The 19,188-nt window shown below is 62.6% G+C and carries 17 protein-coding genes; 14 read left to right on the top strand and 3 right to left on the bottom strand.

The features are described 5' to 3' along the window. Positions 1 to 152 precede the first annotated feature (152 nt). The 10 genes from QCBJ_RS07010 to QCBJ_RS06960 all read left to right on the top strand — a co-directional run bounded on the left by QCBJ_RS07010 (position 153) and on the right by QCBJ_RS06960 (position 12,488). A complete protein-coding gene (locus QCBJ_RS07010) occupies positions 153 to 1,295 on the top strand; it encodes an efflux RND transporter periplasmic adaptor subunit (RefSeq protein ID WP_093545382.1) in 1,143 nt (380 codons plus the stop codon). A gap of 6 nt (positions 1,296 to 1,301) precedes the next feature. Further along, on the top strand, positions 1,302 to 4,394 hold the full coding sequence (locus QCBJ_RS07005) for an efflux RND transporter permease subunit (RefSeq protein ID WP_102060393.1): 3,093 nt from the start codon (positions 1,302 to 1,304) through the stop codon (positions 4,392 to 4,394). A 608-nt stretch (positions 4,395 to 5,002) separates the two neighbouring features. Then, entirely contained in the window at positions 5,003 to 5,644 is a 642-nt protein-coding gene (locus tag QCBJ_RS06995; protein WP_012723907.1) for a DUF1345 domain-containing protein, read from the top strand. Between the two features lie 73 nt (positions 5,645 to 5,717). Further along, entirely contained in the window at positions 5,718 to 6,557 is an 840-nt protein-coding gene (locus QCBJ_RS06990) for an AraC family transcriptional regulator (RefSeq protein ID WP_102060391.1), read from the top strand. 54 nt (positions 6,558 to 6,611) lie between these two features. Continuing rightward, positions 6,612 to 7,199 carry a LysE family translocator gene (locus QCBJ_RS06985; RefSeq protein ID WP_102060390.1) on the top strand — a complete coding sequence of 196 codons (588 nt, stop codon included), beginning with the start codon at positions 6,612 to 6,614 and terminating at the stop codon, positions 7,197 to 7,199. Between the two features lie 110 nt (positions 7,200 to 7,309). Beyond that, complete coding sequence (locus QCBJ_RS06980; RefSeq protein WP_102060573.1) at positions 7,310 to 8,377, top strand: LacI family DNA-binding transcriptional regulator; 1,068 nt, start codon at positions 7,310 to 7,312, stop codon at positions 8,375 to 8,377. An 82-nt stretch (positions 8,378 to 8,459) separates the two neighbouring features. Next, positions 8,460 to 9,242, top strand: a complete 783-nt coding sequence (locus QCBJ_RS06975) for a sugar phosphate isomerase/epimerase (RefSeq protein ID WP_102060389.1) — start codon at positions 8,460 to 8,462, stop codon at positions 9,240 to 9,242. Further along, complete coding sequence (locus QCBJ_RS06970; RefSeq protein ID WP_012723902.1) at positions 9,235 to 10,176, top strand: sugar kinase; 942 nt, start codon at positions 9,235 to 9,237, stop codon at positions 10,174 to 10,176. Before QCBJ_RS06975 ends, QCBJ_RS06970 begins: the two co-directional genes overlap by 8 nt. Before the next feature lie 45 nt (positions 10,177 to 10,221). Beyond that, complete coding sequence (locus QCBJ_RS06965; protein ID WP_012723901.1) at positions 10,222 to 11,514, top strand: MFS transporter; 1,293 nt, start codon at positions 10,222 to 10,224, stop codon at positions 11,512 to 11,514. Then, complete coding sequence (locus QCBJ_RS06960) at positions 11,511 to 12,488, top strand: D-glycerate dehydrogenase (RefSeq protein WP_102060388.1); 978 nt, start codon at positions 11,511 to 11,513, stop codon at positions 12,486 to 12,488. Before QCBJ_RS06965 ends, QCBJ_RS06960 begins: the two co-directional genes overlap by 4 nt. A 73-nt stretch (positions 12,489 to 12,561) precedes the next feature. On the opposite strand, the gene QCBJ_RS06955 is transcribed toward QCBJ_RS06960, so the two are convergent. Continuing rightward, the gene (locus QCBJ_RS06955; RefSeq protein ID WP_102060387.1) at positions 12,562 to 14,187 is read right to left on the bottom strand and encodes a methyl-accepting chemotaxis protein; all 1,626 of its coding nucleotides are present in this window, start codon (positions 14,185 to 14,187) and stop codon (positions 12,562 to 12,564) included. A 236-nt stretch (positions 14,188 to 14,423) separates the two neighbouring features. Between QCBJ_RS06955 and QCBJ_RS06950 the strand changes: the two genes are divergently transcribed. Together QCBJ_RS06950 and QCBJ_RS06945 are read left to right on the top strand one after the other, a co-directional pair. Beyond that, positions 14,424 to 15,851 (top strand): nucleobase:cation symporter-2 family protein, encoded by a 1,428-nt coding sequence (locus tag QCBJ_RS06950; RefSeq protein WP_012723898.1) that lies wholly within the window; start codon positions 14,424 to 14,426, stop codon positions 15,849 to 15,851. A gap of 12 nt (positions 15,852 to 15,863) precedes the next feature. Next, the gene (locus QCBJ_RS06945) at positions 15,864 to 16,325 is read left to right on the top strand and encodes an LEA type 2 family protein (RefSeq protein WP_102060386.1); all 462 of its coding nucleotides are present in this window, start codon (positions 15,864 to 15,866) and stop codon (positions 16,323 to 16,325) included. Between the two features lie 200 nt (positions 16,326 to 16,525). Here QCBJ_RS06945 and QCBJ_RS06940 read toward each other — a convergent pair whose 3' ends face one another. Beyond that, a complete protein-coding gene (locus QCBJ_RS06940) occupies positions 16,526 to 17,452 on the bottom strand; it encodes a carbon-nitrogen hydrolase family protein (RefSeq protein ID WP_102060385.1) in 927 nt (308 codons plus the stop codon). A 90-nt stretch (positions 17,453 to 17,542) separates the two neighbouring features. Here QCBJ_RS06940 and QCBJ_RS06935 point away from each other — a divergent pair, with 90 nt between their 5' ends. After that, positions 17,543 to 18,463: a LysR family transcriptional regulator gene (locus QCBJ_RS06935; RefSeq protein ID WP_102060572.1), complete on the top strand. Its 921-nt coding sequence runs from the start codon at positions 17,543 to 17,545 to the stop codon at positions 18,461 to 18,463. On the opposite strand, the gene QCBJ_RS06930 is transcribed toward QCBJ_RS06935, so the two are convergent. Beyond that, the gene (locus QCBJ_RS06930) at positions 18,435 to 18,689 is read right to left on the bottom strand and encodes a hypothetical protein (RefSeq protein ID WP_003190904.1); all 255 of its coding nucleotides are present in this window, start codon (positions 18,687 to 18,689) and stop codon (positions 18,435 to 18,437) included. The two genes, QCBJ_RS06935 and QCBJ_RS06930, sit on opposite strands and share 29 nt — an antisense overlap. A 163-nt stretch (positions 18,690 to 18,852) precedes the next feature. Here QCBJ_RS06930 and QCBJ_RS06925 point away from each other — a divergent pair, with 163 nt between their 5' ends. After that, positions 18,853 to 19,173 (top strand): YqjD family protein, encoded by a 321-nt coding sequence (locus QCBJ_RS06925; RefSeq protein ID WP_010172915.1) that lies wholly within the window; start codon positions 18,853 to 18,855, stop codon positions 19,171 to 19,173. Positions 19,174 to 19,188: the final 15 nt, after the last annotated feature.

The following is a 19,188-nucleotide window of genomic DNA, read 5'->3' as shown; positions in this document are numbered from 1 at the left end:
GTTTGTTGGTGTGGTGCAGGATTGTGCAAGGATATACGCCCCCGGCGCCCCGCGCGCCGCACCTTACATTTCTTCACACACGGCCTACACAGCTTCACAGCACCACGGCGCAGGTGACTTTAGGATGCGCCAGTCAATATTGGGATAAGAGCATGTCGAAGAATCTGTTTGCGCCGTTTTGCCTGCTGGCCCTCACCCTGGCGCTGAGCGCGTGTGACAACTCCGCCGCCGAGGCACCGGAAATGCCCCTGGCCAAAGTGCGCATCGAAACCCTCGCAGCCAAGCCCCTGTCCATCACCAGCGAACTGAGTGGGCGCATTGCCGCGCCGCGCATTGCCGAGGTGCGCGCACGGGTCGCCGGCGTGGTGATGCAGCGGGTGTTCAAGGAAGGCCACGACGTGAAACAGGGCGACGTGCTGTTTCGCATTGACCCCGCGCCGTTCAAGGCCGATCTCGACAGCGCCCAGGCCAATCTGAGCAAGGCCGAGGCCAATGCCTTCCAGGCGCGCCTGCAAGAGCAGCGCTACAGCCAGTTGGTGGAAGGCAACGCCATCAGCGGCCAGGACTACGACAACGCCCGCGCCGCCGTGCGCCAGACCAACGCCGAGGTCGCCGCCAACAAGGCGGCGGTCGAGCGCGCCAAGCTGAACCTGGGCTACGCCACCGTGACCGCGCCGATTTCCGGGCGCATCGGCCGGGCGCTGGTGACGGAAGGCGCACTGGTCGGCCAGAACGAGGCCACGCCGCTGGCGATCATCCAGCAACTGGACCCGATCCACGCCGACCTGACCCAGTCCACCCGCGAGCTGAATGATCTGCGCCGGGCCTTCCGCGCCGGCAGCTTGAAGCAGGTCGGCCAGGACCAGGCCAAAGCCACGCTGATCCAGGACGACGGCAGTCTCTACCCATTGCCGGGCAAATTGCTGTTCGCCGAGATCAGCGTCGACCCCGGCACCGGGCAGATCATCCTGCGCAGCGAATTCCCCAACCCGGACCTCGACCTGCTGCCCGGCAGCTTTGTACGGGTGCGCCTGGAACAGGCCGTCGACAAGCAAGGCATCAGCGTGCCGCAACGCGCCATCACCCGTGACAGCGCCGGCATTCCGATGGTGCTGCTACTGGACGCCGAGCAAACGGTGACCCAGCAACCGGTGGAGTTGGGCGCGGTGATCGAGGACCGCTGGATCGTCAGCAGCGGCCTCAAGCCCGGTGACCGTATCGTCGTCGAAGGCCTGCAACATGCGCGCCCCGGTGAAAAAGTTGAAGTGGACGCTAGCCCGCTCGTAAAGGAATAACCTGTCATGCCGCAGTTCTTTATTGACCGCCCGATCTTCTCCTGGGTGGTGGCCCTGTTTATCCTGCTGGCCGGCGCGCTCGCCATCCCGCAACTGCCGGTGGCGCAGTACCCCAACGTCGCGCCGCCGAAAGTCGAGATCTATGCGGTGTACCCGGGCGCTTCGGCCCAGACCCTGGACGAAAGCGTGGTCAGCCTGATCGAGCAGGAGCTCAACGGCGCCGATCACCTGCTGTATTTCGAGTCGCAGAGCAGCCTGGGCTCGGCCACCATCACCGCGACGTTCCAGCCGGGCACCAACCCGGAAATGGCTCAGGTTGACGTGCAAAACCGCCTCAAGGCCGTGGAACCGCGCCTGCCGCAAGCGGTGACCCAGCAAGGTTTGCAGGTGGAGAAAGTCTCCGCCGGCTTCCTGCTGCTGGTGACCCTCACGTCCAACGACGGCAAGCTCGATGACGTAGCGCTCAGTGACTACCTCGCGCGCAACGTGATGAACGAACTCAAGCGCCTGGACGGTGTGGGCAAGGCCCAGCTGTACGGTGCCGAGCGCGCCATGCGCATCTGGATCGACCCGCAGAAACTGATCGGTTTCAACCTCACCCCGGCAGATGTGAACGCCGCCATCAGCGCGCAGAACGCCCAGGTGTCTGCCGGCAGCATCGGTGATTTGCCAGGGACGAACAGCCAGGAAATCACCGCGGCGGTGCTGGTCAAGGGCCAGTTGTCGACGCCGGCCGAATTCGCCGACATCGTGCTCAAGGCCAACCCGGACGGTTCCACCGTGCGCATCGGCGACGTTGCGCGAGTGGAAGTCGGTAGCCAGGAATACCAGTTCTCCACGCGCCTGAACGGCAAACCGTCCACCGCGGTCAGCGTGCAACTATCACCGGGTGCCAACGCGCTGAACACTGCGACGCGGGTGCGGGCGAAGATGGACGAGTTGTCGCGCTTCTTCCCGGCCAATGTGGAATACAAGATCCCGTACGACACTTCGCCGTTCGTCAAAGTCTCGATCACCAAGGTGGTCTACACGTTGCTCGAGGCGATGGCGCTGGTGTTTGCGGTGATGTTCCTGTTCCTGCAGAACGTACGTTACACGCTGATCCCCACGCTGGTGGTGCCGATTGCGTTGATGGGCACCTTCGCGACCATGTTGTTGCTGGGCTTTTCGATCAACGTACTGACCATGTTCGGCATGGTGTTGGCGATCGGCATCCTGGTGGACGATGCGATCGTGGTGGTGGAGAACGTCGAGCGGATCATGGCCACCGAGGGCCTGTCGCCCAAGGACGCGACCAAGAAGGCCATGGGCCAGATCACCGGCGCGATCGTCGGCATCACGCTGGTGCTGGTGGCGGTGTTCCTGCCGATGGGGTTCATGGCGGGTTCGGTCGGGGTGATCTATCAGCAGTTCTCGCTGTCGATGGCCACCTCGATCCTGTTCTCGGCGTTCCTGGCCCTGACCTTGACCCCGGCCCTGTGCGCCACCTTGCTCAAGCCGATTGCCAAGGGCGAGCACCACGCCAAGGGCGGTTTCTTCGGCGGGTTCAACAAGCGCTTCGAACAGCTCACCGACCGCTATGAAGGCTGGGTGGCCTACGCCCTCAAGCGCAGCGGCCGCTACCTGTTGATTTACCTGGTGCTGCTGGTCGGCCTGGGATGGATGTTCAGCCGCCTGCCCTCCTCGTTCCTGCCGGTGGAAGACCAGGGCTACACCATCACTGACATCCAGTTACCTCCGGGTGCGAGCAAGAACCGCACGGTGCAGGTGGCCGAGCAGATCGAAGCGCACAACGCCGGGGAGCCTGGGGTGGGTGATACCACCATGATCATGGGGTTCAGCTTCTCCGGCTCGGGGCAGAACGCGGCGCTGGCGTTTACCACGCTCAAGGATTGGTCGGAACGCAGCAGCGATGACTCTGCGTCCTCGATTGCCGACCGTGCCAACATGGCCTTCAGCGAGCTCAAGGACGCGATCGCCTATGCGATCCTGCCGCCGCCGGTGGATGGCCTGGGCACGTCCAGCGGCTTCGAATTCCGCTTGCAGGACCGTGGTGGTGTCGGCCATGCCGCCTTGATGGCGGCGCGCACCGAGTTGCTGGCCGCCGCCGCAAAAAGCCCGATCCTGGCCAACGTGCGCGAAAGCGCCCTGGCCGAGGCCCCGCAAGTGCAGTTGGAGGTGGACCGCAAGCAGGCCAACGCGCTGGGCGTGTCGTTTGCCGACGTCGGCAACGTGCTGTCCTCAGCCATCGGTTCGGCCTACATCAATGACTTCCCCAACCAGGGCCGCATGCAGCGGGTGGTGGTGCAGGCCGAGGGTGACCAGCGCAGCCAGGTGGCGGACTTGATGAAGATCAACGTGCGCAACAACGCCGGGAAGATGGTGCCGTTGTCGGCGTTTGTCGAAGCCAAGTGGACCCAGGGCCCGACGCAGTTGACCCGTTACAACGGCTACCCGGCCATCGCGATTTCCGGCGAAGCGGCACCGGGGCACAGCACCGGTGAGGCGATGGATGAGATCCAGCGCTTGGTCAGCCAGTTGCCGGCCGGCCTGGGCCAGGAATGGACCGGATTGTCGCTGCAGGAGCGACTGTCCGGTGCCCAGGCACCGTTGCTGCTCGGCCTGTCGCTGCTGATCGTATTCCTGTGCCTGGCGGCATTGTATGAAAGCTGGTCGATTCCGACCTCGGTGTTGCTGGTGGTGCCGTTGGGCGTGCTCGGTGCGGTGGTGGCCGTCTCCTTGCGCGGCATGCCCAACGATGTGTTCTTCAAGGTCGGCTTGATCACCATCATTGGCTTATCGGCGAAAAACGCGATCCTGATCATCGAGTTTGCCAAGGACCTGTACGACCAGGGTGAAGACCTGATCACCGCCACCTTGAAGGCTGCGCGGTTGCGCTTACGGCCGATCATCATGACGTCCCTGGCGTTCATCCTCGGCGTGGTGCCGCTGGCGATTGCCACGGGGGCCAGCTCGGCCAGCCAGCAGGCGATCGGTACCGGGGTGATCGGCGGGATGATCACCGCGACGCTGGCGGTGGTGTTTGTGCCGGTGTTTTTTGTGGTGGTGATGAAGCTGGTCAAAAAAGGCCCCAAGTAGACACAGGTAAAATGTGGGAGGGGCCTTGCCCCCGATGACCATAGGCATCTACACAACGCTGTAGCAACCACGCTAACCACGATGCGAAGCGAGTCGCTGTTGATCTTGATCTTGACCCTGCTTTTGATCTCAGGCGCCCCGTCAAACACGCTGGCCGGAATTCGACAGGGATTTGGGGGGTAAACCGGCAGGGATGCCGGTTTAGCCGCCCCGCGCCATGGAGGGCGCGTGGCGGCGGCCCCCCAAATACCTGTCGGATTACGGGCACACCGAGCGTGAGCGAGGTGCCGAGTGTTGGGGCAAGAGCCTTTTGGTTACTTTTGGGCTCCTTTCAAAAGTGACCCGCCGTAAGGGCGGAACCCATACCAGCCGTTACCTAAATAACGGATATGTACCCGGTCTGATCCAACATCCTGGTCGTCTACCAGGCCGCCAACGGGAGCAAGCTCCCTCGCCACAGGTCCGACGCCCTACCCAGAATTGTGTAGCAGTCACCTGATGAATCGACTGACACACCGCTATCGGGAGCAAGCCCCCTCCCACAAGGGTTATGGGTTGTATTCGGGATCAGGTACAGTCTACTGACACCTCGTCAGCTGTGAGTTTCTATGCCCTTCCTGGCCCGCACCCACCCTCGCCTCTCCGCCGCCGCCGTGCTCGGCCTTGCCGTGGGCCTCCTGGCGCCGGCCGACACCCTCGTCAGCAAAATCCTCATCGGCTGGAACGCCGGGGTCTGGACTTATCTGGTGCTGATGCTGTGGCTGACCCGCCGCGCCAAGGCCGAGGACGTGAAGCGCATCGCCGAGGTCGAAGATGAAAACGCCGGGCTGGTGCTGTTCACGGTGTGCATCGCCGCCATTGCCAGCCTGGCGACCATCACCTTCGAACTGGTCGGCAGCAAAGACCTGGCCACCTCCGAACGTCTGCTGCACTACGGCTTTACCGGGCTGACCGTGATCGGTTCATGGCTGCTGATCGGGGTGATTTTCAGCGTGCATTACGCCCGCCTGTATTACACCTGGGACGGCAAGGAGCCGGCGCTGCGCTTTGCCGAAGGGCTGCTGACCCCCAACTATTGGGACTTCCTGTACTTCTCTTTCACCATTGGCGTGGCGGTGCAGACCTCTGATGTGGGCGTCGCCACCCGGGGCATGCGCAAGGTGGTGCTGGGGCAATCGCTGATCGGGTTTCTGTTCAACACGGCGATCCTAGGTTTCTCGATCAATATCGCCGCCGGGCTGTTCGGCTGATGCTGCACAAACCTTCTAGACGCCCACCCAGCGCTGGGCGCTAATAGCCTCACGTATTTCGCCTCGGTGAGTCATGGCCGCGCACAATTGGATCGATCTGTCACAGGACGCCGACACCGGCATCGAGACCCTGCGCGCGCATTTTGAGGGTCATGCCTACGACCCCCATTGGCATGACAGCTACCTGATCGGCGTCACCGAACAAGGCGTGCAGCAATTCAACTGCCGCCGCACCCGCCACAACAGTGTGCCGGGCCAGGTGTTCCTGGTGGAGCCCGGCGAACTGCATGACGGCAACGCGCCCAGCGCGGACGGCTTCACCTACCACATGCTCTATCTCGACCCGCTGTGGTTGGCGCGGGAAGTGAGCACGGTGTTTGAAGAGGCACCACTCGATAGCCAATTGAGTTTCGCCAGCACCTTGACCAGCGACCCACGCCTGGCCCTGGCCACCAGCCAGGCCTTCCAAACCCTGCACAGCGGCGAGCTGCGCATCGTTCGCCAGCGCGCCATGGACCAATTGCTGGAACGCCTCACCGGCCAACTCTACTGGCGCACCCGCTACCGCGAAGACCCGCGTCTGCCGCAGGTGGCGCACAAGGCCCGGGAATACCTGCATGCCCACCTGCACGTTGACGTGGGCATGGACGAACTGGCCCTGGCCTGCGGCGTCGACCGCTTCCGCCTGACCCGCGCATTCAAAAGCGCGTTCGGCCTGCCGCCGCACGCCTACCTGGTACAGCTGCGCCTGGCGCGTGCCCGGCACTTGCTGGCCAGGGGTGAGCAACCGGCGGAGGTGGCGATTGCCCTGGGGTTTGCTGATCAAAGCCATTTAGGACGCTGGTTTGTGCGTGCCTACGGCCTCACGCCCGCCGCGTACCGCAAGCGCTGCTCAAATCTTCCAGACAGATGACACGCCGGGCAGTGAAGATCGACTCCATCGATTGGTTTTTCGGAGTCACCTGCCATGTTGTCATTTATGTTGTTCGCCTTTGTCGCCTCCATCACTCCCGGCCCTACCAATATCCTGGTGCTGAGTAACAGCGCGCGGTATGGATTGAAAGCCACGCTGCCCATCATTCTCGGCGCCTGCTTCGGGGCGGCGGGCCTTGTATTGCTGGTGGGGACCGGCTTGGGCCAGTCACTGGCGCACTGGCCCAACGTGCAAATGGCGCTGCAATGGATGGGGGTCGCCTGGCTGAGCTACCTGGCCTGCCAGATCTTCAGAGCGCCCGCACAGGCCATCGAAGTGGCTGCAAGCGAAAAGCCTCTTGGCCTGATCGGCGGCGCCAGCCTGCAGTTGATCAACCCGAAAACCTGGATGATGGCGCTCGCGGTGGTGAGTGTATTTGCCGGCCACGGTGCCGAGCGCCAGAGCCAGGTGGTGCACTTATCCCTGGTGTTTTGCCTGATATCGATGCCCTGCCTGGGGACGTGGGCGCTGTTGGGTGCAGGCGCCTCGCGGGTGTTCCGGTCGGCCACCGCCATGCAACGTCTCAACCAAGGCATGGCCTTGCTGCTGTTAGTCGCGACTTGGTTGAGTGTGCTGGTCTGAACATACCGGTCATCTGGCATTGCCCTTCGTCTTCTTGACGACTTTCCTCATTTAATGGTCTCCTGAAACCGGTTTCAGTCATTCCAATAAAAAATAGAAGGTCGATGAACGTGAACAACTTTTCCGCCGCCCAGCGCAGCCGCGTGACCATGCTCGACGTCGCCGAGCGCGCGGGCGTGTCCAAAGCCAGCGTGTCGCGCTTTATCGGCGATGACCGCGCCCTGCTCTCCGACGCCATCGCCCTGCGTATCGAACACGCCATCGAAGAACTTGGCTACCGCCCCAACCAGATGGCCCGTGGCTTGAAGCGCGGCCGCACCCGCCTGATCGGCATGCTGGTGGCCGATATCCGCAACCCCTATTCCATTGCCGTGATGCACGGCGTCGAAACCGCCTGCCGCCAGCACGGCTACAGCCTGGTGGTGTGCAACACCGACCGTGATGACGAGCAAGAGCGCCAGCACCTCGCCGCGTTGCGTTCGTACAACATCGAAGGGCTGATCGTGAACACCCTCGGCCATCACCTCGACCAACTGTTGGAACTGCAACGGGAAATGCCCCTGGTGCTGGTGGACCGCAAGGTCGAGCCGCTGCACAGCGACCTTGTCGGCCTGGACAACCCGGCAGCAGTGCGTATGGCGGTGGATCACCTGGAGCAACAGGGTTATCGCCATGTGCTGCTGGTGAGCGAAGCCCCCGATGGCACCAGCTCGCGGTTGGAGCGCCTGGACAGTTTCAAGGCCGAGATTGCGCGCCGCCCGGCACTGACTGGTGCGGTGCTGGAACTGGATGGCGAATTGGAAAATCGTCTGGAAACCTTTCTCGCCAACGCCGGCCCCAAGGCCCTGTTTTGCGCCAACGGCGTGGCGGCGCTGACCTGCACCCGAGCCCTGAAAAACCTGGGCTGCAACCTGTTCGAGGATGTCGGCCTGATCGCCCTGGATGACCTTGATTGGTACCCGTTGGTAGGCACTGGCATCACCGCCCTCGCCCAGCCGACCGAGGCCATCGGCGCCACCGCGTTCGACTGTTTGCTCAAGCGCTTGCGCGGCGACACTGAGCCGACCCGCACCTTGGATTTCTTGCCACGACTCATCATCCGAGGCTCAACCCAACTCCCCGTGGAAGTCGGGCTTGCTCGCGATGACGGTGCTTCAGGCAAGCACCTGGCCACCTGACACACCGCCATCGCGGGTAGGCCCAGCGCCCACTTGTTAATTTTGCGCACAAAAATGAAACCGGTTTCAGAGGTAAACAACAATGCATAAGTACCCCGTCTCCATCAGCCTTTCCAGTTACGGCGCCGAGCTTGTCCGCCAGCAGGGCCAATTGAGTTTTGTCGCGCTGCTGACGGCCGCCGGCGCCCAACGTATCGAATGGCGTGAAGAATTGCTGACCGTCGAACACCCCCACGAACTGGCCCAGGCCGCTGCCGAGCAGGGTCTGGAGTCGGTGTTCTCATCGCCCCTGGAACTGTGGGTCGCCGGCCGCGCCCAACCGAATGCCGAGCTGGGCGCGACCCTGGACCGCGCGCAGGCCTTTGGTGCGCGCTGGCTCAAGGTGTCCCTCGGTTATTTCACCGACACCAATGACCTGGAAAGCCTGCACGCCCTGCTCAACCGCCACCCGGTCCGACTGCTGGTGGAAAACGACCAGACCTTGCACGGCGGTCGGATCGAGCCGATGCAGCGTTTCTTCACCGCAGTCGAGCGCCTCGGTTTACCGGTGAAGATGACCTTCGATATCGGCAACTGGCAGTGGCAGGACCAGTCCGCCCTCACCGCCGCGCGCCTGCTGGGCCGGCATGTGGATTACCTGCACTGCAAGGCCGTGGCGCGCCGCGCGGACGGCAAGCTGGTGGCCCTGCCGCCTGGCGCCACCGACCTGCATCTGTGGGAACAACTGCTCAAACACATGACTCAAGGTATTACCCGGGCGGTGGAATTTCCGTTGCAGGGCGATGACCTGGTCGCGGTCACCGCGCAGCAAGTTGCCGCCCTCGCCCTGCTGGGCCAACCCCGTGCGGAGAATGCGCATGTCTGAGATCGATATCCTCTCGTTTGGTGAAACCATGGCGATGTTCGTCGCCGAGCACACCGGCGACCTCGCCCAGGTCGGGCAGTTTCACAAACGCATTGCCGGGGCCGACAGCAACGTCGCCATCGGCCTGTCACGCCTGGGCTTCAACGTGGCCTGGTTGAGCCGGGTGGGCAATGACTCCCTCGGGCGTTTTGTGGTCGACACCCTGAGCAAGGAAGGCCTGGATTGCCGGCATGTGGCGGTCGACCCGTTGCACCCCACCGGCTTTCAGCTCAAATCCCGCGAAGACGCCGGAGACGATCCCCAGGTGGAGTATTTCCGCAAGGGTTCGGCGGCCAGCCACTTGTCCGTTGCCGCGATCAGCCCAGCCTTGCTGAAAGCCCGCCACCTGCACGCCACGGGCATTCCGCCGGCGTTGTCCGAAGCGACACGCGAATTGTCCGTCGAGCTCATGACGCAGATGCGCAAGGCCGGGCACAGCGTGTCGTTCGACCCCAACCTGCGGCCATCGCTGTGGGCCAACCAGCAGACAATGATCCGCGAAATCAACGCCCTCGCCGGCCTGGCCGACTGGGTCCTGCCGGGGCTGGGCGAAGGCCGTTTGCTCACCGGTCTCGATGACCCGGCCGATATCGCCGCGTTCTACCTCGACCAGGGCGCCGAAGCCGTGGCGATCAAGCTCGGCCCGGACGGCGCCTACTACCGCACCCAGATGGACCAAGGCTTTGTCGCCGCCGTGCGCGTGGAAAACGTGGTGGACACGGTCGGCGCCGGCGACGGTTTTGCCGTGGGCATGATCAGCGCCCTGCTGGAAAACCTCAGCTTCCGCGAAGCGGTACAGCGCGGTAACTGGATCGGCAGCCGCGCCGTGCAGAGCCGCGGCGACATGGAAGGCCTGCCCAAGCGTTCAGAGTTACCCAGTCGATCCGTTGCATAACTCACACCCTGTTGCCACAACTACAACAAGCTCAGGAGCAACCCCATGGACACCGTGAAACTCGCCACCCGCCGTTGGTGGTACATCATGCCCATCGTTTTTATCACCTACAGCCTGGCGTACCTGGACCGCGCCAACTACGGCTTCGCCGCCGCCTCCGGGATGGCCGAAGACCTGATGATCACCCCCGGCATGTCGTCATTGCTGGGGGCCCTGTTTTTCCTCGGTTACTTTTTCTTCCAGGTGCCGGGGGCGATCTACGCGCAAAAGCGCAGCGTGAAAAAGCTGATTTTCGTCAGCCTGATCCTCTGGGGCGGCCTGGCCACCCTGACCGGTGTGGTCTCCAACGCCTACATGCTGATCGTGATTCGCTTCATGCTCGGCGTGGTCGAAGCCGCGGTGATGCCGGCGATGCTGGTGTACCTGTGCCACTGGTTCACGCGTGCCGAACGTTCGCGCGCCAATACCTTCCTGATCCTCGGCAACCCGGTGACCATGCTGTGGATGTCGGTGGTCTCGGGCTACCTGGTGCAGCATTTCAGCTGGCGCTGGATGTTCATCATCGAAGGCCTGCCGGCGGTGCTGTGGGCGTTTATCTGGTGGAAGCTGGCCGATGAGCGTCCAAAGGATGCCAAGTGGCTCAGTGACAGCGAAAAGCACAACCTGGAAACCGCCCTGGCCGCCGAACAGGTGGGCATCAAGGCGGTCAAGAACTACGCCGAAGCCTTCCGCTCGCCCAAGGTCATCATCCTGGCGCTGCAGTTCTTTTGCTGGAGCATCGGCGTGTATGGCTTTGTGCTGTGGCTGCCGTCGATCCTCAAGGCCGGCTTGCAGATGGACATGGTCGAAGCCGGCTGGCTGTCGGCGCTGCCTTACCTGGCGGCGGTGATCGGCATGCTGCTGGTGTCGTGGGGCTCGGACAAGCTGCAAAAACGCAAACGCTTTGTGTGGCCGCCGCTGCTGATCGCCTCCATCGCGTTCTATGCCTCCTACGCGCTCGGCGCCGAACACTTCTGGTGGTCCTACACCTTGCTGGTGATTGCCGGCGCGTGCATGTACGCGCCTTACGGGCCGTTTTTCGCGATTGTCCCGGAAATCCTGCCGGCCAACGTCGCCGGGGGCGCCATGGCGCTGATCAACAGCATGGGCGCCCTCGGGTCGTTCGGCGGTTCGTACCTGGTGGGTTACCTCAATAGCAGCACCGGCTCGCCCGGCGCTTCGTACCTGCTGATGAGCGGCGCGTTGATGCTGTCGGTGGTGCTGACGATTTTTCTCAAGCCCGGCGCCAGTGACCGCACGCCGGAGCCAAACCTGAAATTGAAGGTAAAGACCGCATGAAAAAGTCTGTCGTGTTGTACAAAAAACTCTCCGCGCCGCTGATGGCCCGCCTGCATGAGCAGGCCGAGGTCACGCTGATCGAAACGCTGGACGACACCGGCCTGGCCAAACTGCGCGATGCCCTGCCCTACGCCCACGGGTTGCTGGGTGCCAGCCTGCGCCTGGATGCGCAACTGCTGGACCTGGCACCGCAACTCGAAGCGATCGCCAGCGTGTCGGTGGGCGTCGACAACTACGCTATCGACTACCTGACGGCACGCGGCATTCTGCTCAGCAACACCCCGGACGTGCTCACCGAAACCACCGCCGACACCGGCTTTGCCTTGATCCTGGCCACTGCCCGCCGCGTGGTCGAACTGGCCGATATGGTGCGCGCCGGCCAGTGGAGCAAAAACATCGGCCCGGCGCATTTCGGCAGCGACGTGCATGGCAAGACCCTGGGCATCATCGGCATGGGCCGCATCGGCGAAGCCCTGGCCCAACGCGGGCATTTCGGATTTGGCATGCCGGTGATCTACCACAGCCATTCGCCCAAACCGGCGGTGGAGGCCCGTTTTGGCGCGCAGTACCGCAGCTTGAACGACCTGCTGCAACAGGCCGACTTTGTCTGCCTGACGCTGCCGCTCACCGCGCAGACCGAGAAGCTGATTGGCGCCGATGAGTTCGCGCGGATGGGCCCGGAAACGATCTTTATCAATATCTCGCGGGGCAAGGTGGTGGATGAAGCTGCGCTGGTAGAGGCGTTGCAACAGCGCACAATCCGGGCGGCGGGGTTGGATGTGTTTGAGAAGGAACCACTGGATCACGATTCGCCGTTGTTGCGCTTGAACAATGTGGTGGCCACGCCGCATATCGGCTCGGCCACCCATGAGACGCGCGAAGCGATGGCCACGTGTGCGGTAGATAATCTGTTGCAGGCGTTGGCCGGGGAGCGACCAAAGAACCTTGTGAATGCAGCAGCTTGGAAACACTGATCCTACTGTAGTGAGCGAGCTTGCCTCGCGCGGGGCAAGCCCGCTCACTACAAAAAGCAGGTTCCTGACGTATTCAGATCACAAACCGCGCCACCATCCCATTCAAATCCACCGCCAGCCGCGACAGCTCATGGCTGGCCGCGCTGGTCTGGTTGGCCCCCGCCGCCGACTGAGTCGCCAGGTCGCGGATGTTCACCAGGTTGCGGTCAACTTCACGGGAAACCTGGGCCTGTTCTTCCGACGCGCTGGCAATCACCAGGTTGCGTTCGTTGATCAGGCTGATGGACTGCGTGATCTGCTCCAAGGCGACGCCGGCGGCGCGGGCCATTTCCAGGGTGCCCTGGGTGCGCTGGTTGCTCTGCTGCATGGACTGCACGGCTTCACCGGTGCCGTTCTGGATACCGGCGACCATTTTCTCGATCTCCTGGGTCGACTGCGCGGTGCGATGGGCCAGGGCCCGCACTTCGTCGGCGACCACCGCAAACCCACGCCCGGCTTCACCGGCACGTGCCGCTTCGATGGCGGCGTTGAGCGCCAGCAGGTTGGTTTGCTCGGCAATCGCGCGGATCACGTCCAGCACTTTGCCGATGTCACGGCCTTGGGTGGCCAGGCCTTCGATCATCGCCGCCGTGTTCTGCACGTCCAGGGTCATGGTCTGGATCGCGCCGACGGTTTCCATCACGCGGTCGCGGCCTTCGCGCGCAGCTTGGTTGGACTGCCCGGACGCTTCGGAAGTCGACACCGCATTGCGTGCCACCTCCTCCACGGCCGCCGTCATCTCGTTGACCGCCGTGGCCGCCTGGTCGATTTCATTGTTCTGTTGCTGCAAGCCTTTGGAGGCCTCTTCGGTGACCGCGCTCAGCTCTTCAGCTGCAGACGCCAACTGGGTGGCCGATCCGGCGATGTGCTGGATGGTCTGGCGCAAGTTGGCTTGCATGGTGGACAAGGCACTGAGCAACCGCGCCGGTTCGTCCTTGCCGTCGTCTTCGATGGTTTTGCTCAGGTTGCCACCGGCGATGGTTTCGGCCACTTCCACGGCTTTGCGCAGTGGGGTGACGATGCTGCGGGTGAGCAACCAGGCCAGCAACACGGTGAGCAATGCGGCGGCCACCGAGACCACGATGACGCCGGTGATGGCGCCCTGGTAACTCTGCCCGGCTTCAGCGTCGGCTTGCTTGGCATCCGCCGCATTGAGGGCGATCAGTTTGTTCAACTGCTCGCCCATCTGGTCGGTGCCGTCCTTGATCCGTGTATTGATCAAGGCGCGCATTTCATCCACCTTGCCTTGCTTGGACAGCACCAGCATATCGGCCTGGGCCTTGAGGTAGTTGTCCAGGGTGGTGACAAACGTCTTGTACAGCGCCGCCTCCTCCGTCCCCATAGGCAACGCCGCATAGCTGGCCTGGGCGGTTTTCACCTTGTCCGCCAGCACGCCGATGCGGGTTTCGGCTTCCTGCAGGCCGGCGGGTTCGCGGTTGACCAGTACACGGAACGACAGGATGCGCAGGCGCAATACGTTTTCCGTGATGTTGCCGAGGAAGGTCACGCTAGGCAGTTGCGTGGCGCTCATGTCCACCGAGGACTGACGGATCTGCGTCATGCGGTTGACCGCAAACACCCCCAGTAAAATCACTAACAACGCAATGAAGGCGAAACCGAGAAACGCTCGAGGGGCAATATTCAGCTGACGGAGGGACATAGGCGGGGTGCTCTCAGAAATTGTGTTTGCGAGCGTCCCTGCCGCGAAACGATCCGTCAGCGTCAACGCGCTGCCCAGACCTTGGTCACCACTGTTGTCATTGGAATGTGGGCCTATAAGCGTTATCGGCCGGGCCTTGGATTTTGCGCAGGGGGTTTATAAATATTTATTTACACTTCTGAGCATAGGCAGTTTCTGGCATCCTGCGCCTCCCTTTTCTGACCCGAGCCCGCATTTTGTCTGACGCTCAAGCCCCCCGCCCGCGCTATAAATCCGACTTGATCTACGGCCTGGAAGACCGCCCGCACTTCACCGCAGCGGTTTTTGCCGCGTTGCAGCATGTGCTGGCCAGTTTTGTCGGCATCATCACCCCCACGCTGATCGTCGGTGGCGTGCTCGGCCTGGAAAGCGAAGTGCCGTACCTGGTGAGCATGGCGCTGTTTGTGTCGGGGCTCGGGACCTTCGTGCAGGCGCGCACATTCGGCCCGATCGGCTCCGGGTTGCTGTGCCTGCAGGGCACCAGTTTTTCCTTTATCAGTGTGATTCTCAGCGCGGGCTTCATGGTCAAGGCCCGCGGCGGCGGCACCGATGAGATCCTCTCGACGATTTTCGGCATCTGCTTTTTCGCCGCCTTTATCGAAGTGGCGCTCAGCCAGTTCATCGGCAAGCTGCGCAAGCTGATCACCCCGGTGGTCACCGGCACCATCATTACCTTGATGGGCTTGTCGTTGATCAAGGTGGCGGTCACCGACATGGCCGGCGGCTTTGGCGCCAGCGACCTCGGCGCCGCGAGCAATATGGGGCTGGCGGCGCTGGTGCTGCTGACGATCGTGGTGCTCAACCGCTTCAACAACCCGTTCCTGCGCCTGGGTTCAATCGTGATTGGCCTGACGTTGGGCTTTGTTGTGGCCTGGCTGCTGGGCCGTGTGGACATGGCGGCGTTGCCCCAGGTGCCATTGATCAGCGTGCCGGTGCCGTTCAAGTACGGTTTCTCGTTCGACTGGGTGGCGTTTATCCCGGTGGCGGTGATCTTCCTGATCTCGCCCCTGGAAGCGGCCGGTGACCTGACCGCCAACTCGATGATTTCGCAGCAGCCGGTCAAGGGCCCGCTGTACATCAAACGCATCAAGTCCGGCCTGCTGGCCGACGGCCTCAACTCGGCGATGGCCGCCACCTTCAACAGCCTGCCGATGGTGACCTTCGCCCAGAACAACGGCGTGATCCAGTTGACCGGCGTGGCCAGCCGCTACGTGGCGTACTTTATCGCCGGCCTGCTGGTGCTGCTGGGCCTGTTCCCGATGATCGGCGCGGTATTGCAACTGATGCCCAAGCCGGTGCTGGGCGGCGCCACGTTGATCATGTTCGGCACCGTGGCCGTGGCCGGGATCAAGATCCTCGCCGAAGCCGGGCTGCACCGGCGCAATGTGCTGATCGTGGCGATCTCCCTCGGCATGGGCCTGGGTGTCGCCGCCGTGCCGGAAGTGCTGCGCGAGCTGCCCAAGGCGCTGCATAACATCTTTGAATCGCCGATCACCGTGGGCGCGTTCTGTGCAATCCTGCTGAACATTTTCCTGCCGGAAGAGTTCATAGAGCTGGAAGAAGATGAATTTGATCCGGAGTCCTCTACCCTCAAAGTCATGCAGGACCCGGACGTCACGAAATAGGAGCACTTTTAGATGCGCAAGCTCATGGTTCTATCGCTGTTGCTGCTGACCCTGAGCGCATGCGCCCTGTTCCCCAACCGCGACTCGGTGAATATCAACGTGGTGGGCATCGAGCCCCTGCAAAGCCAAGACCTGGAAGTGCGCTTCGCCGTGAAGCTGCGGGTGCAAAACCCCAATGAAACGGCAATCGACTACAACGGCGTGGCCCTGGACCTGGAGGTCAATGGCCGGCCGCTGGCGTCAGGCGTGAGTGATCAGAGCGGCTCCATTCCACGCTTTTCCGAGACGGTTCTGACGGTGCCGGTCAGTGTTTCGGCATTCTCCGTGTTACGTCAGACCCTGGGCCTGAGCCAGACCCAAAGCTTGAACAACCTGCCCTACGTGCTGCGAGGCAAACTGGCGGGCGGGCTGTTCGGTACGATGCGCTTCGTCGACCGTGGGACGCTGGACCTGCCGAACACCGCGACGTGGTAAAGCCGCCTGAAATCGATCTTGTGTAACCTGTGGCGAGGGAGCTTGCTCCCGTTGGGCCGCGAAGCGGCCCCGGCTCTTTACTTGAAAGACTGGGACTGCTGCGCAGTCCAACGGGAGCAAGCTCCCTCGCCACAGGTACACTATTCGCCCTTAAGTGACTGGCATCAGGGCTCACCCCCCTCCCACATTTCGACCGTGTGTCAGTCAGTGATAAAGCGCACGCCCGGCTTGGCGCGCTCATCCACGACCAACTCGAACACATCCGTCCGGGCGTAGTGGCCCACCACGTCATAGTCGTAACGCGCACGCACCAGGTCATCCGTGTTGATCTGTGCCGTCAGCAGCCCGGCTTCGCCCTGCAACGGTCCGGCGAGGATGTCGCCCATGGGGCCGATGATCACGCTGCCACCAGCGATCAAAGGGCGCTCAGCCGGCCAGTTGGCAACCTCGACGCCCAACGCCTGCGGCGATGCCTGCACCTGGCACGCACTCACCACAAAACAGCGGCCTTCATGAGCGACATGGCGCATGCTCACTTGCCACATCTCGCGCTCGTCCACGGTCGGCGCGCACCAGACCTCTACGCCCTTGGCGTACATTGCCGTGCGCAGCAGCGGCATCATGTTTTCCCAGCACACCGCACCGCCGATACGCCCCACCGCCGCGTCGATCACCGGCAACGTCGAGCCATCGCCCTTGCCCCAGATCAACCGCTCGGTGCCGGTGGGCATCAGCTTGCGGTGCTTGGCCACCAAGCCACCGATGGGTTCGAAGTACAACACCGTGCAGTAGAGGGTGCTGCCGCTGCGCTCGATCACGCCGAGTACCAGGCTGGCGCCGGTACGGGCGGACAAACCGGCCAGCGCCTCGGTCTCCACGCCGGGTACGTCGATCGCGTTGGCAAAGTAGCGCGCATAGGCTTCGCGGCCTTCGGGCAGGCGATAACCCAGTTGCGTGCCGAAGCTTTCGCCTTTGGGATAGCCACCGAGCAGCGCCTCGGGCATCACCACCAATTGCGCGCCACTGCGCAGGATCTCCGCCTCGTAGCCAAGGATTTGCGCCAAGGTCTCGGCTTTGCCACCCGGCAACGCGCCTATCTGTAAAGCGGCCACAGTAGAAACAGGCATCACACACACTCCGAATAATAGGGTTGCCCATTCTCCGGCCAGCCTCGATCATGAATAAAGCCCACTTCAATGCTGAATGATATGAGCCACATGAATATCGCAAACGTTGACCTGAACTTACTGAAAACCTTCGAGGCCCTGCACGATGAGTCCAGTGCCAGTCGTGCGGCGCTGCGCCTGGGTGTGACGCAATCGGCGATCAGTGCCGGCCTGCGGCGTTTGCGCGATGTGTATGGCGACCCGCTGTTTGTGCGCACCGGCCGGGGCCTGGCGCCGACCTTGCGCGCCAATCAGTTGAAACCGGTGATCAGCGAAGCGCTGGACCGTTGTCGGCAAAGCCTGGCGATGATCGATCCACAAACCCCGCACTATCAGGGCCGCGCCGTGGTGGTGGGGTTGTCGGATGATTTCGAGATCGCTTACGGCCGCCGACTGATGGAGGCCATCGCGCAGCGCCTGCCGAAACTGCGGGTGATTTTCCGTCAGACCCACAGCCAGATCGTCGGCAACGCCCTGCTTGATCGCAGCCTGGATATGGCGATCACGGCGGGAGGTTTTGCCGAACGCCGGCTGAGTCGGCGGGTGCTGGGAGAAGGCGATTACGCTTGCCTGGTCGACCCCAACAGCCTGGCGCCGGGCCAGCAAGGCATCAGCCTGCACGAGTTCGTGGCACGCGAGCATGTGCTGGTGTCGTCAGGCGGGTTTGTCGGGATTACCGATGAGGGGCTCGCGGCGCTGGGGCTGAGCCGCCAAGTGTGTGCGTCGACCAGCCACTTTGCCGCGCTGGCGTTTCTGCTCAAGGGCAGCCAGGCAGTGGCGACCATTCCGGGGCATGCCGCCGAGGCCATCGCCAGCCTGACAGGCTTGCGCACACTGCCCTGCCCGCTGGCACTGCCGCGTTACCCGGTGGAACTGGGGTGGCTGACCCAGGCCCAACTGGATCCGATGCTGCTCAAAGTGCGCGAGGCGATTATCGCCAGCTTTACTTCGCCGCCGCCATCAACTTGTTGACCTCACTGCGCACCATGTTGGAGAACTCCGGCGGCGACATGCCGTCCAGCTCCGCACGGACCCATTCGGCCCACTTGCCCTTACGTTTGGCACGCTCGCCGAACAACCGCGCCGCCTCACCCTTGGCCTTGCCCAAGTTGGTTTGCCACAGGTCGTAGAGACGGGACTTTTCATCTTCCAGCTCGGCGCGTTCGGCGAGGGTCTTGTTGGCCAGATTGAAGCTCATGTTGAATTACCTGCTGCACAAATAGGCGACATCTTACACTGTAGGTCGAAATTTCTTGATTCGGATTGCAGTTGAAAAGGCTGCCGGGCAAAAAAACTGCAACTTTTGCCTCAGCCCGAGACTCCATTGTTCACTGCCACCTTTACCTGCAAGGAGTCACACAATGGCCCGTAAATCTGCCGCGCAAGCCGTCGAAGAGCAAATCAAGGATCAAGCGTTCAGTGAGCTGACTGCACTGATCGAGGAATCGGACAAACTGCTCAAGAGCAGCGCCTCCCTGGTGGGCGAAGAAGGCGAAACCCTGCGCGAGCAGGTCGCCATCAAGCTCAAGCAAGCCCTGGACTCGGTGTCCAATGTGCGCGAGCGCAGCAAGCCTGTGGTCGATGCGACCGAAACCTACATCGGTGGCCATCCATGGCAGACCGTGGCCATTTCCGCAGGCTTTGGCCTAGTGGTCGGCCTGTTGTTGGGCCGCCGTAACTGATCCACGTTTGCCCGC

Origin of the sequence: Pseudomonas sp. QC2 (genome assembly GCF_002859085.1) — a bacterium.
Classification (GTDB): Bacteria; Pseudomonadota; Gammaproteobacteria; order Pseudomonadales; family Pseudomonadaceae; genus Aquipseudomonas; species Aquipseudomonas petroselini.
The sequence above is the reverse complement of the archived record's forward strand: the minus strand, read 5'-3'. Positions and strand labels throughout refer to the sequence as shown.